The sequence below is a fragment of the Burkholderia territorii genome (assembly GCF_902833055.1).
Classification (GTDB): Bacteria; Pseudomonadota; Gammaproteobacteria; order Burkholderiales; family Burkholderiaceae; genus Burkholderia; species Burkholderia territorii.
Genome location: NZ_CADFEJ010000019.1, coordinates 1 through 13,040, shown reverse-complemented (window position 1 = coordinate 13,040; position 13,040 = coordinate 1). Strand labels below are relative to the sequence as shown.

At 67.4% G+C, this 13,040-nt stretch carries 9 protein-coding genes; 4 read left to right on the top strand and 5 right to left on the bottom strand.

Going from position 1 to position 13,040, the window contains the following annotated elements; genetic code table 11:
• Positions 1–78 precede the first annotated feature (78 nt).
• Both HW466_RS25275 and HW466_RS25270 read right to left on the bottom strand, forming a co-directional pair.
• Entirely contained in the window at positions 79–1,134 is a 1,056-nt protein-coding gene (locus tag HW466_RS25275) for an aldo/keto reductase (protein ID WP_151003407.1), read from the bottom strand.
• 71 nt (positions 1,135–1,205) lie between these two features.
• Positions 1,206–1,799 carry a flavodoxin family protein gene (locus HW466_RS25270; RefSeq protein ID WP_151003405.1) on the bottom strand — a complete coding sequence of 198 codons (594 nt, stop codon included), beginning with the start codon at positions 1,797–1,799 and terminating at the stop codon, positions 1,206–1,208.
• A gap of 117 nt (positions 1,800–1,916) precedes the next feature.
• Here HW466_RS25270 and HW466_RS25265 point away from each other — a divergent pair, with 117 nt between their 5' ends.
• The 4 genes from HW466_RS25265 (at position 1,917) to HW466_RS25250 (ending at position 5,422) form a co-directional block, all read left to right on the top strand.
• The gene (locus tag HW466_RS25265; RefSeq protein WP_151003403.1) at positions 1,917–2,822 is read left to right on the top strand and encodes a LysR family transcriptional regulator; all 906 of its coding nucleotides are present in this window, start codon (positions 1,917–1,919) and stop codon (positions 2,820–2,822) included.
• A 70-nt stretch (positions 2,823–2,892) separates the two neighbouring features.
• Complete coding sequence (locus HW466_RS25260) at positions 2,893–3,063, top strand: hypothetical protein (RefSeq protein WP_170296617.1); 171 nt, start codon at positions 2,893–2,895, stop codon at positions 3,061–3,063.
• 96 nt (positions 3,064–3,159) lie between these two features.
• On the top strand, positions 3,160–4,467 hold the full coding sequence (locus HW466_RS25255) for a dicarboxylate/amino acid:cation symporter (RefSeq protein WP_059502498.1): 1,308 nt from the start codon (positions 3,160–3,162) through the stop codon (positions 4,465–4,467).
• Positions 4,468–4,480: 13 nt separating this feature from the next.
• On the top strand, positions 4,481–5,422 hold the full coding sequence (locus tag HW466_RS25250; RefSeq protein WP_151003401.1) for an amino acid ABC transporter substrate-binding protein: 942 nt from the start codon (positions 4,481–4,483) through the stop codon (positions 5,420–5,422).
• Between the two features lie 86 nt (positions 5,423–5,508).
• Here the strand turns inward: HW466_RS25250 and uvrA are convergent, their stop codons facing one another.
• The 3 genes from uvrA to HW466_RS25235 form a co-directional block, all read right to left on the bottom strand.
• On the bottom strand, positions 5,509–11,403 hold the full coding sequence (gene uvrA / locus HW466_RS25245) for an excinuclease ABC subunit UvrA (RefSeq protein ID WP_174905595.1): 5,895 nt from the start codon (positions 11,401–11,403) through the stop codon (positions 5,509–5,511).
• 419 nt (positions 11,404–11,822) lie between these two features.
• Positions 11,823–12,485, bottom strand: a complete 663-nt coding sequence (locus HW466_RS25240; protein WP_059848993.1) for an OmpA family protein — start codon at positions 12,483–12,485, stop codon at positions 11,823–11,825.
• A gap of 109 nt (positions 12,486–12,594) precedes the next feature.
• On the bottom strand, positions 12,595–13,040 hold a 446-nt coding region (locus HW466_RS25235), incomplete at its 5' end, for a YadA-like family protein (RefSeq protein ID WP_176316108.1).

Here is a 13,040-nt window from a genome sequence, read left to right as displayed (position 1 = left end):
CGCCCGGATATCCGGTGCCGGGCAACATTGGGCGTCGGGCGATCTCGTCGAGCACGACGAGGATCGCCGCCCGTCGCGCTATTTCGGCACGTCCCGCGTGAAAGGCCGCGGCAGCCTGCCCGCCGCCTGACGGTCGATCATCCAGCCTGGATAGTCGGCAGGCAACGCGCTCACGGCGTCGAGATGCGCAAGCTCGTCCGCGGTCAGCGCGACATCGACGGCTCCGAGATTGTCCTCGAGCTGTTCGACGCGTTTGGCGCCGATGATGACACTCGTGACATGCGGCTTGGCGAGCAGCCAGGCGAGCGCGATCCGCGCGACGGACACGCCTCGCGCGTTCGCGATGGCGCGCATCGCGGCAACGCACGGCCACGCGCGCTCGAGATCGACCGGCGGGAAATCGAAATGGCTGCGTCGCGAACCGTCCGCGGTCGGCGCACCGGGGCCGAACTTCCCCGAAAGCAGCCCGCCGGCGAGCGGCGACCAGACGAGCAACGCCATCTTCTCATCGGTCGCGAGTGGCACCAGCTCACGCTCCACGTCGCGTCCGGCGATCGAATAGTACGCCTGCAGTGTCTCGAAACGCGTCGCATGAAGCGCTTCGCTGATCCCGAGCGCCTTGCCGATTTTTCCGGCGCGCCAGTTCGAGACGCCGACATAGCGAACCAGCCCCTGACGCGTCAGATCGTCGAGCGCCCGCAACGTCTCTTCGATCGGCGTCACGGGATCGTACGCATGGATCTGGTAGAGGTCGATATGGTCGACCTGCAACCGCTCGAGGCTTCGCTGCACGGAATCCATGATGTGGCCGCGCGACGCGCCTTGATCGTTGGGTTTCGTGCCCATCACGCCCGCTGTCTTCGTCGCGAGCACGATCTCGCCGCGTGCAACGCCGAGGTCGCGCAGCGCCTGTCCGACGAGTCGTTCGGAGTGGCCGAACGAGTAGATGTCGGCGGTATCGACGAAGTTGATCCCCTCTTCCAGCGCGCGGGCGATCAGTCGGGTCGCGTCGTCCTGGCCGACCGCGCCGATCGCTGCCCACATCCCGGCATCGGCATTGCCACCCAGCGTCATCGTCCCGAGACACAGCTCGGAGACGTACAGGCCGGTGCGGCCCAGTTGTTTGTACTTCATGACCGTTCCCTTCGAAGTCGGCTAGAGAAATTGCGGCGGCGCCGTTCCGGCGCGCATCCGCACACCAGGTATCAGCTGACCAGAGCGTGTCCGGCGCGAAATTGTCCGGCGATCGTCGCGACGCGGGCGCCGTAGCGGCGGGCCGTCTCGAGGTCTCCCGACGACATTTCGTCGGGCGACGCATCGGCCGGCGTCTGCGCCATCGGCGCGATATAGGCGCCCATGCGGTTCAGGTCATCGCGCATCGACGCCTTGAGATTCGCCGGCTTGATGTCCATGCTCACCCAGAGGCCGCCGTGCTGCGCGGCAAGCAGTACGAAGTATTCGAGCGTGTTGAGCTTGTCGCCGTTGATGCTTGCGCTGTTGGTGAAGCCGCCGAAGATCTTGTTGCGCCATGCGCCTTCGAACCACGCCTTCGACGATGCATCGGCGAACTTCTTGAACTGCCAGCTGGGGCCGCCCATGTACGTCGGCGAGCCGAACAGGATGGCATCCGCGCCCGCAAGGGCTTGCCACGCGTGCGGCGCGATGTTGCCGTCGGCGTCGATCGCGACGAGCGCGCCGCCGGCGCCTTCGGCGACAGCCGCCGCCATCCGCTCGGTATGCCCATACCCGGAGTGATAGACGACGATCGTTGCAACGTCTGAGGTCTGCTGCTGTTTCATGGTTGTGCCCTTTCGTTCGGTGGGTCGTTGGGGACGACATCGGAGGGCACTTTACTGAGTCGGAATTGAGTTATAAATGACGTCAGATTGAACGTTCTGTTACTCCCAGGGTGAACAATGCAAAACCTCGATGCGCTTTTGATCTTCGCCCGTGTCGCCGAAATGTCGAGCTTCACGCGCGCGGCCGAAAGCCTCGGCATCCAGAAAGGGCGTGTGTCGATGGTGATCCGCACGCTGGAGCGCGACGTGGGTGTCGCGCTCCTGCATCGGACGACGCGCAGCGTGCAACTGACCGAAGACGGACGCGCCTTTTACGCGCGAGCGCGGGACCTGCTGGCTGAAGTGCAGGAGCTGCAGTCGATGTTCTCCGGCAATGGCACGCGGCTGCGCGGACGGTTGCGCGTCGACATGCCGACCGAGCTCGCGCGCAGCGTCGTGGTTCCCGCGCTGCCGCAACTGATGGCGGCGCATCCGGAGCTGGAGCTGGAACTGTCGAGCACCGATCGGCGCGTCGATCTGGTTCAGGAGGGGTTCGATTGCGTGATCCGCCTCGGGCCGATCGTCGACGAGACGCTGATTGCCCGACCGTTGGGCCGCCTTCGCATGATCAATGCGGCGAGTCCCGGCTATCTGGCGCGCCATGGCGTACCGCGAACGCTCGACGATCTGCTCGGCCAGGGGCATCGGATGATTCATTACGCGCTGACACTGGGCGCCCGGCATCCCGGCTGGGAATATCCGACTGGCGACGGCTACGCGACGCTTGCATTGCCGAGCGCGATGCAGGTCAACAACGTGCAGACCTATCACGCAGCCGGGCTGGCGGGCATCGGATTGATCCAGGCCGGGTATTCCGCGCTCGCGAATCATGTCGAAAGCGGCGCGCTGGTCGAGGTGCTGCCCGACCTGCGCCCCGAACCGCTCGCGGCGTCGCTCGTCGTCGCGCATCGGCGCAATCTGTCGCCGCGCGTTCGGGCGTTCATGGACTGGATCGAGGGCGTGCTGGCGCCTTATTTCGACTGAGAGGCACGTTGGCGGGTAGACGACGGCATTGCGGTCGACCAGGCTGTCGGACTGGTGAACGAACCTGCCCATGAAGACCGGCAATGCGCGGGTACGGTGCCACGATCATCGCGCGCATCGCGGCGCCATGACCGGCTATCTGCTGCTCCGCACAATCCGGATACCGGGTTGCGCCGCGCGCCGGCACCGGCGCGCCGCCGGTACAATCGTCGGCGGGCAATCGGTCGCGACGCGGCCCTAGCGCAAACCCGCCCCCGGTTGCACTGTTCATCGCCTTTTGCGTCCTGTATTGTCCTTTCCATCCCCGGTAGCGGAACCGGTGCATGGGAGGCTCACGATGCAGAAAAAGAATGCTGCAGCCGTCTGGATCCTGATCGCGATGGTGGCAGGCATCGTGATCGGCTACATGATCTTCTCGAGCTTTCCGGACAAAAAGGCCACCACCGAGATCGCCGGGTACATCTCCCTCATCTCCGACGTGTTCCTGCGCCTGATCAAGATGGTGATCGGGCCGCTCGTATTCTCCACGCTGGTGGTGGGCATCGCGCACATGGGCGACGCGGCGTCGGTCGGGCGCGTGTTCGTGAAGGCGTTCGGCTGGTTCGTCACCGCATCGCTGATCTCGCTGCTGCTCGGGCTCTTCATGGCGAACCTGCTGCGGCCCGGCGACAACCTCGGCCTGCCGCTGCCGGACATCGGCGCATCGGCGAACCTCGCGACCTCCAAGTTCACGCTCAAGGATTTCGTCGGCCACATGGTGCCGAGGTCGTTCGCCGAGGCGATGAGCAACAACGAGATCCTGCAGATCGTCGTGTTCTCGATGTTCTTCGGCGTGGCGCTCGCCGCGCTCGGTGAGCGCGGCAAGATCCTCGTGGCCGCGATCGATCAACTGTCGCACGTGATGCTGAAGATCACCGGCTACGTGATGAAGCTCGCGCCGCTCGCGGTGCTGGCGGCGATGGCCGCGACCGTCGCGGTCAACGGGCTGTCGGTGCTGCTGAAGTTCGCGGTGTTCATGGGCGACTTCTACGTGAGCCTGTTCCTGCTCTGGACCTTGCTCGTCTGTGCGGGGCTGCTGTTCCTCGGCCGGCGCGTATTCAAGCTGCTGCTGCTGATCAAGGAAGCGTTCATGCTGTCGTTCGCGACAGCCAGCTCGGAAGCCGCATACCCGAAGATCCTCGACGCGCTCGACCGGTTCGGCGTCCGCCGCAAGATCTCGAGCTTCGTGATGCCGATGGGCTATTCGTTCAATCTCGACGGCTCGATGATGTACTGCACGTTCGCGGCGCTGTTCATCGCGCAGGCGTACAACATCCACCTGTCGCTCGGCACGCAGATCACGATGCTGCTGGTGCTGATGCTGACGTCGAAGGGAATGGCCGGCGTGCCGCGCGCGTCGCTCGTCGTGATCGCCGCCACGCTGCATCAGTTCGGGCTGCCGGAAGCCGGGCTGCTGTTGATCCTCGGCGTCGACACGTTCCTCGACATGGGCCGCTCGGCCACCAATGCGGTGGGCAATTCGATCGCGAGCGCCGTGGTCGCGAAGTGGGAAGGCCAGCTCATGTCGGAGGCGGAAGCCGAGGCCAACGTCGCCCGCATCGACGCCGAGCAGGAAGGGACGATCGCCCATCCGGCGGATGTCTGACGGAGGCCCGGCGATGAAGATGCTGCGATTCTGGCGTGCGCTCGCGCTTGCGGGCCTGGTTGCCGCGGGCGGGGCCGCATACGCGGAAGATGCACCGTCCACGACGACGCGCGTCGAGCCGTCCGTGCCGGCCCAACTGACCGGCACGCTCGCGAAGGTGCGCAGCAGCGGCACGATCGCGATCGGATACCGCGACGCGTCGATCCCGTTCTCGTACCTGAATGCGCGCAACCAGCCGATCGGTTATTCGATCGAGCTGTGCAAGGCACTCGTGTCGTCGATCGAGGATGCGGTCAACAAGAGCCTGACGATCCGCTGGGTGCCGGTCACTTCCGACAACCGCATCGACGCGGTGGTCAACGGCACGGTCGATCTGGAATGCGGCTCCACGACGAGCAACCTGGAACGCCAGAAGCGCGTGGCATTCTCGCCGATCATTTTCGTGGCCGGCACGAAGGTGATGGTGAAGCGAGGCTCGCCGATCCGCTCGTTCCGCGATCTCGCGGGCAAGAAGGTCGCGGTGACGGCGGGCACGACCAACGAGAAGGCGCTGCGCGACCTGGACGCGCGGTTCAGGCTCGGGATCCAGCTGCAGGTGGTGCCCGACCATGCGCAGGGCTTCGCGCTCGTCGCGAACGGGCAGGCCGATGCGTTCGCGACGGACGACGTGCTGCTGTACGGCCTGATTGCCGAGAATGCGGGCAAGGGCGGCCAGTACGACGTGGTTGGCGATTTCCTGTCATACGACCCGTACGGCATCATGTTCCGCAAGGACGATCCGCAACTCGCGCGCGTCGTGAAGAGCACGTTCGAGGAGCTGGCCGCCGATGGCGAGATCACGCGTCAGTACAAGCGCTGGTTCCTGCGCCCGCTTCCGTCCGGCATGAGTCTCAACCTGCCGATGAGCCCGCAACTCGAGACCATCATCGAGACGATCGGCGTCAAGGGCGAATGAGTTTGCGCGGCTGATCGCATGGACGAATGCAAAAGCGGCCCCGGTGCCTCACCGCACACCGGGGCCGCTCGCATGAAGCACCGCGCTCAACCGACCCGCGCTTCTCCCTGCCGCACCGCTTCACCCTCCTGCGCCGCCGTTCGCGCCAGCACGGGCTTGAGCGCCTGCCCGGTATGGCTCGCCTTCACCTGCGCAAGCCCTTCGGGCGGCGCGGCCGCGACGATCGTGCCACCGCCCACGCCGCCTTCCGGACCGAGATCGATGATCCAGTCGGCTTCGGCGATCACGTCGAGGTCGTGCTCGATCACGACCACGCTGTGCCCGCCGTCGACCAGCCGGTGCAGCACGCGAATCAGCTTCGCGACGTCCGCCATGTGCAGGCCGACCGTCGGCTCGTCGAGCACGTACAGCGTGTGCGGCGCCTTCTGCCCGCGCCGCGTGACGTCGTCGCGCACCTTCGTGAGCTCGGTGACGAGCTTGATGCGCTGCGCCTCGCCGCCGGACAGCGTCGGCGACGGCTGGCCGAGCGTCAGATAGCCGAGGCCGACGTCCTTCATCAGCTGCAGCGGATGCGCGATGTTCGAAATCGGCGCGAAGAATTCCACCGCTTCGTCGATTTCCATCGTCAGCACATCGCCGATGTTCCGGCCGCGCCACGTGACCGCGAGCGTCTCCGGATTGAAGCGCTGACCGTGGCACACGTCGCACGGCACCTTCACGTCGGGCAGGAAGCTCATCCCGATCGTGCGCACGCCTTGTCCTTCGCAGGCCGGGCATCGCCCGTCGCCGGTATTGAACGAGAAACGCGATGCCGTGTAGCCGCGCGCACGCGCTTCCAGCGTATCGGCGAACAGCTTGCGGATCGTGTCCCACACGCCGATGTAGGTGGCCGGGCACGAGCGCGGCGTCTTGCCGATCGGCGTCTGGTCGACTTCGAGCACGCGGTCGATCCGTTCCCAGCCGCTCAGCGACTCACAGCCTTGCCACGCGTGCGTGACGTTCAGCGACGGCCGCGGCGCGCTGCGCGCGAGCACGCTCGAGCGCCGGTTCGTGGCCGGCGTGTCCTGCTGCGCGGCCTTGCGCGCGCGCCGCGTGGCCGGCGACGACAGCACCGAACGACCGACCGCGTCGAGCAGGTTCGTCATCAGCACGTCGCGCGCGAGCGTCGACTTGCCCGAGCCGCTGACGCCCGTCACCGCAACGAGGCGTGCCAGCGGGATGCCGACCGTGACGTCGCGCAGGTTATGCAGCGTCGCGCCGTGGACGGTGAGCCAGCCTTCCGGCACCGCGGGTGCACCGTTCTTGCCCGGCAGGCTCACCGCGCGACGCGGTTGCAGCGGGTGCGTCATCGGGTGCGCGAGCAAACGCCCGGTGACCGAATCCGGCTGCGCGGCCAGATCGGCGACCGCACCCTCGGCCACCAGCGTGCCGCCGCGCTTGCCGGCGCCCGGGCCGACATCGATGATGTGATCCGCGCGGCGGATCGTGTCCTCGTCATGCTCGACGACGACGAGCGTGTTGCCCTTGTCGCCGAGCTTGCGCAGCGCATCGAGCAGGATCTGGTTGTCGCGCGGATGCAGGCCGATGGTCGGCTCGTCGAGCACGTAGCACACGCCCTGCAGGTTGCTGCCGAGTTGCGCGGCAAGCCGGATCCGCTGCGCTTCGCCGCCCGACAGGCTCGGCGCCGCACGATCGAGGCTCAGATAGCCGAGCCCGACCTCTTCGAGAAACGCGAGGCGGCTGCCGATCTCGCTGACGATGTCGCGCGCGATCTGCGCGTCGCGCCCCGTCAGTTTCAGCGTATCGATCCAGCGGCGCGTATCGGACACCGTCCACTGCGCGACCTCGACGATCGGATGCGCATCGAACGTGACCGCGCGCGCGGCCGGGTTCAGGCGCGTGCCGCCGCAATCCGGGCACGGCTCGTTGCCGACGCCTTCCGGCTCCTGCTCGTCCGACGGCAAGGTCTGCTCGCGGCCGCGCTCGTCGCCGGAGAGGATCGTGTCGTCGTACGCGGCGCGCTGTTCGCGCGTGAGCGTGACGCCCGTGCCGACGCAGGTGGTGCACCAGCCGTGCTTGCTGTTGTACGAGAACATCCGCGGATCGAGTTCCGGGTAGCTCGTGCCGCACACCGGGCACGCGCGCTTGACCGACAGCACCTTGATTTCGCCGACGCGCGCGGTCGAGCGCTCGTTCTGCATCGCGTGGTGCAGCCCGTCGAGCGGCGCGAGCAGATGCATCACACCCTTGCCGAGCTCGAGCGTTTCGTCGAGCACGCGGCGCAACTCGGCTTCGTTGTCCGGCGACACGACGATGTCGGCCACCGGCAATTCGATCGTGTGCTCGCGGAAACGGTCGAGCTTCGGCCACGGATCGACCGTCACGAACTCACCATCGACGCGCAGATGCGTGCTGCCGCGCGCCTTCGCCCACTTCGCGAGATCGGTATACACGCCCTTGCGGTTGACGACGAGCGGCGCGAGCAGCCCGACGTGTTCGCCGCGATGGTCGCGCAGCAGCTGCGCGGCGATCGATTCGACGGTTTGCGACGTGACGGGCGTGCCGTCGTGGATGCAATGCTGCAGGCCGAGCTTCACGTACAGCAGCCGCAGGAAGTGCCAGACTTCGGACGTGGTCGCCACCGTGCTCTTGCGGCCGCCGCGCGACAGCCGCTGCTCGATCGCCACCGTCGGCGGAATGCCGTACACCGCATCGACTTCAGGCCGCCCGGCCGGCTGCACGATCGAGCGCGCGTATGCGTTCAGCGATTCGAGATAGCGGCGCTGGCCTTCGTGGAACAGGATGTCGAACGCGAGCGTCGACTTGCCGGAACCGGACACGCCGGTGATCACGTTGAACTTGCCATGCGGGATATCGACGTCGAGCGCCTTCAGGTTGTGCTCGCGCGCGTTGACGATGCGCACGACATCCTCGCCCTCGATCGCGCGCCGCTCGCGAGCGGCGTTCAGCACGGCCTGCAGCGGCACGCCTTCATCGGCGAGCGCGGTTTCGCCGTCCATCGCACGGTCGTACTGCAGCAGCGCGACGCCGGTATGCGATTGCGCGCATGCCTTCACGTCGTCGGGCGTGCCCGCGCACAGCACGAGGCCGCCGCCGTCGCCGCCCTCCGGGCCGAGATCGATCAGCCAGTCGGCCGCGCGGATCACGTCGAGGTTGTGCTCGATCACGATCAGCGAATGACCGGCCGCGAGCAGCTTGCCGAACGCGCGCATCAGCTTCGCGATGTCGTCGAAGTGCAGCCCGGTCGTCGGTTCGTCGAACATGAACAGCTTCGCGCGCGCGATGCGCGCCTCCTCGCTCGCGATCCGGCGCCCGCCCGCGGCGGCGGCCGATTCGGCGAGGAACCCGGCCAGCTTCAGCCGCTGCGCTTCGCCGCCCGACAGCGTCGGCACAGGCTGGCCCAGCTTCACGTATTCGAGGCCGACGTCGACGATCGGCTGCAGCACGCGCAGCACCTCGGCATCGGTCGCGAAGAACGCGGCCGCTTCGCTGACGGTCAGGTCGAGCACGTCGGCGATGTTCAGCGCGCGGCCCGCGCGCTCGATGCGCACTTCGAGAATCTCGGCGCGGTAGCGGCTGCCGTCGCAATCCGGGCAACGCAGGTAGACGTCGCTCAGGAACTGCATCTCGATGTGCTCGAAGCCGGAGCCGCCGCAGGTCGGGCAGCGGCCGTCGCCCGAGTTGAAGCTGAACGTGCCGGCGCCGTAGCCGCGCTGCAGCGCGAGCGGCGCCTTCGCGAACAATTTGCGGATCTCGTCGAACGCGCCGACGTAGCTGGCCGGGTTCGACCGCGTGGTCTTGCCGATCGGCGACTGGTCGACGAACACGACGTCGCCCACCTGGTCGGCGCCCGTGAGGCTGCGATACGCGCCCGGCGACTCGGTCGCCTTGCCGTGGTGCCGCGCCATCGCCGGATAGAGCACGTCCTGCAGCAGCGTCGACTTGCCGGAACCCGACACGCCCGTCACGCACACGAGCCGCTGCAGCGGGATCTCGACCGTCACGTCGCGCAGGTTGTGCTCGGTCGCGCCTTCGAGCACGATGCGCGGCGTGTTCGCGTCCACCGGGCGGCGCGCCCAGTTCGACGCATGCGCGACGTGCTTGCGGCCGCCGAGATATTCGCCCGTCAGCGTATGCGCGGAGCGGATGTCGCCCGGCGTGCCGTCGTAGACGATCGTGCCGCCGCGCTCGCCGGGGCCCGGGCCCATGTCGATCAGCCGGTCGGCCGCCAGCATCACCGACGGATCGTGCTCGACGACCACCAGCGTATTGCCCGCGTCGCGCAGCCGCTGCATCGCCTCGACGATCCGCGTGAGGTCGCGCGGATGCAGGCCGATGCTCGGCTCGTCGAGCACGAACAGCGTTTTGGTCAGCGACGTGCCGAGCGCGGTGGTCAGGTTGATCCGCTGCACCTCGCCGCCCGACAGCGTGCGGCTCTGGCGATCGAGCGTCAGATAGCCTAGCCCGACGTCGCACAGGTATTTCAGGCGCGTGCGCACCTCGGCGAGCAGCAGCTTCAGCGCATCGTCGAGCAGCGCGCTCGGCAGCGTGATTTCGTCGAAGAAGCGGCGAATGCGCTCGATCGGCAGCAGCATCAGGTCGTGTACCGTCAGGCCCGGCAGCGCCTCGAGCTGCGCGCGCGTCCATTCGACGCCGCGCGGCATGAAGCGATCCGCGGGCGCGAGCACCGCATCGGCGTTCGCCTTCGAGCCGAGCCGCCACTGCAGCGATTCCGTCTTCAGGCGCGCGCCGCCGCACACTTCGCACGGCGTGTAGCTGCGGTACTTCGACAGCAGCACGCGGATGTGCATCTTGTACGCCTTCGACTCGAGATAGCCGAAGAAGCGTTTGACGCCGTACCACTGGCTCTGCCACTTGCCGTTCCAGTCCGGCGAGCCGTTGATCACCCAGTCGCGCTCGGCGTCCGTCAGGTCGGACCACGGCGTGTCGCGGCGGATGTCCGCCTTCGCCGCGTAGCGCATCAGGTCGTCCTGGCATTCCTTCCACGCGGGCGTCTGCATCGGCTTGATCGCGCCGCCGCGCAGCGTCTTGCGCGCGTCGGGAATCACGAGGCCGAGATCGACGCCGATCACGCGGCCGAAGCCGCGACAGGTTTCGCATGCGCCGTACGCCGAGTTGAACGAGAACAGCGCCGCCTGCGGCTCCGCGTAGCGCAGGTCGCTGTCGGGGTCGTGCAGCCCGGTGGAGAAACGCCAGATCTGCGGCTCGGCGAGCGCGTTCTCGGCTTCGGCGCCGAGCACGTAGACGTTCACGCGGCCGCCGCCGCGCTTGAGCGACGCCTCGATCGCCTCGACCACCCGTACCTTGTCAGCCTGCTGCACGCGGAAGCGGTCGGCCACCACGTCGAGCAGCTTGCGCGGGCCGGTGGGCGACGCGACTTCGCGCTGCGCCTGCACGCGCGTGTAGCCGCTCGCGGACAGCCATTGCGCGACTTCGTCTTCGGACGCGCTTTCCGGCAGCTCGACCGGAAACGTGACGACGACGCGCGGATCGTCGGCGCGCGTGCGCTCGACGAGTTCCGCGTAGATCGTCTCGGGCGTGTCGTGCCGCACCTGCCGCGCGGTCCGGCGATCGAACAGCTCGGCCGCGCGCGCGTACAGCAGCTTCAGGTGATCGTTGAGCTCGGTCATCGTGCCGACGGTCGAGCGCGAACTGCGGACCGGGTTGGTCTGGTCGATCGCGATCGCGGGCGGCACGCCGTCGACGCGCTCGACCTGCGGGCGGTCCATCCGGTCGAGGAACTGCCGCGCATACGCGCTGAAGGTTTCGACGTAGCGCCGCTGGCCTTCCGCGTACAGCGTGTCGAACACGAGGCTCGACTTGCCGGAGCCCGACGGGCCGGTGACGACCGTCATTTCGCCGGTGCGCAGGTCGAGATCGAGGTTCTTGAGGTTGTGCTGACGTGCTCCGCGAATGCGGATCAGATTGCTGGATGACAATTTGCCTGCCCGTCTGAATGAGTTAGCCGGAATTCACGGTGCCGGAACGCTGCGGCGGATGCCCGCAGGCGCGGCGCACGGGCCGCACGGGTCATGCCCGCGCCGCTCGGGTTCGCCGGATACTATACTGTATATTCATACAGTTTTCCACGAACCGCGCGAACGCGGGAAAGTGCCGCCGTTTCCTCGTACGAGGATTATGCGGCGGCGCCCGGCTCAGGACACCCGTTTCTCATACGCGCGGCCCGAGCGGGCAACGGCGACACGGGCAAGGCAAGGCCGCGCGAGTCGATCGGATCGTCGCGCGCGCGGCAAGACTGTCGATTGGGCAGGCCCGACGAAAGCTGGTGCCGCTGCCGCGAGCGCGCCGCGCCGCCAGGCGTCGACGGCCACGCTGGCGGCAACCGGCACGCTGCGCGTTACCTCTGCAGCGAAATTTCGACCCGGCGATTGCGCGCACGCCCCTCGGCGGTATCGTTCGGGGCGGCCGGATCGGCTTCGCCGTGCCCGGTCGCTTCGAACGTGTCCGCCTTCAGCCCGCGTTCTTGCAAATACGCCGCGACCGCATCGGCGCGGTGCTTCGACAGCGCCTGGTTGTGCGCTTCCGAGCCGGTCGCATCGGTGTAGCCATGCACTTCGACTCGCGAGAAATGCCGGTCGCCTTGCCGGTTCAGCAACTTGTCGAGCTCGGCACGCGCGACGGGCGAGAGCACCGCGGAATCCGTCGCAAAGTACGCGTCGCCGGTCAGGCTCACTTTCTCGACCGGCACGGGCGCCGGCGCAACGGCCGCGGCGGCCGGCCCCGGCGCCGCACCGCACTGGAACACGATCGAATGCGGATCGGCGCCGTCGCGGTACGGCGTGGTGGTATCGACCAGGCGCACGGGCTCGTTGCCGCACATGCGCGTCGCGACCTTCATGCAGGTCTTCGCGGTCGACAGAATGCCGTGGCAGTCGACCTGGAACGTCCGGATACCGTTTCGCGACTGCAGTTCGTATGCGTTGTACGTCGGGCCCGACGCGCTCGAACAGGCAGCGAGGGACACCACGGACGCCAGCAGGACAAGATGGATGTTTTTCACTTGAGGACTCCGAAAATGCGTTGAGCACGGCGCGATGGCGCGGCCGCATGCGTTGCGTTCGACGCGGCCCGCTCCGGCAGCGCGTGCCGGAACGGACCGCCGTGCACGATTACTTCCACTGATACAGCACGCCCGCGCCGACGACGCGCTGGCTGCCGGCGAAACCGCCGTTCAGCGTCGCCTTCAGGTTCTCCGTGATGCGCGCCTGCATGCCGACCGCCATCGCCTTCTGGCCCTGGAACGACGCCGTGCCGACACCCATCGCGAAGTTCGAATCGCGGTCCATGTGCGGGATCGACGCCATCGCGGCCGTCGCGGCAATCCCTTCACGTGCCATCGAATCGGTCTGCTGGATCTGCTGCTGCATCTGCGTGAGCTGGTTGTTGACCGTGTTCAGCGACTGCGTGAACTGGTTCGATACCGCGTTCAGCTGGTTCACGTTCACCGCGTCGGTGCCCTGCGTGCCCGCCGCGACGTTCACGACCTGCCGCGCCGATTCCGCCGAGCCGACCGCGACCACGTTCGAGCGGCCGCCGTCGTTGCTGCCCGCGCCGA

Coding starts and splice junctions, on each gene's coding strand:
- HW466_RS25275 (WP_151003407.1), bottom strand. CDS start 1,134: ATGAAGTACAAACAACTGGGCCGCACCGGCCTGTACGTCTCCGAGCTG.
- HW466_RS25270 (WP_151003405.1), bottom strand. CDS start 1,799: ATGAAACAGCAGCAGACCTCAGACGTTGCAACGATCGTCGTCTATCAC.
- HW466_RS25265 (WP_151003403.1), top strand. CDS start 1,917: ATGCAAAACCTCGATGCGCTTTTGATCTTCGCCCGTGTCGCCGAAATG.
- HW466_RS25260 (WP_170296617.1), top strand. CDS start 2,893: ATGAAGACCGGCAATGCGCGGGTACGGTGCCACGATCATCGCGCGCAT.
- HW466_RS25255 (WP_059502498.1), top strand. CDS start 3,160: ATGCAGAAAAAGAATGCTGCAGCCGTCTGGATCCTGATCGCGATGGTG.
- HW466_RS25250 (WP_151003401.1), top strand. CDS start 4,481: ATGAAGATGCTGCGATTCTGGCGTGCGCTCGCGCTTGCGGGCCTGGTT.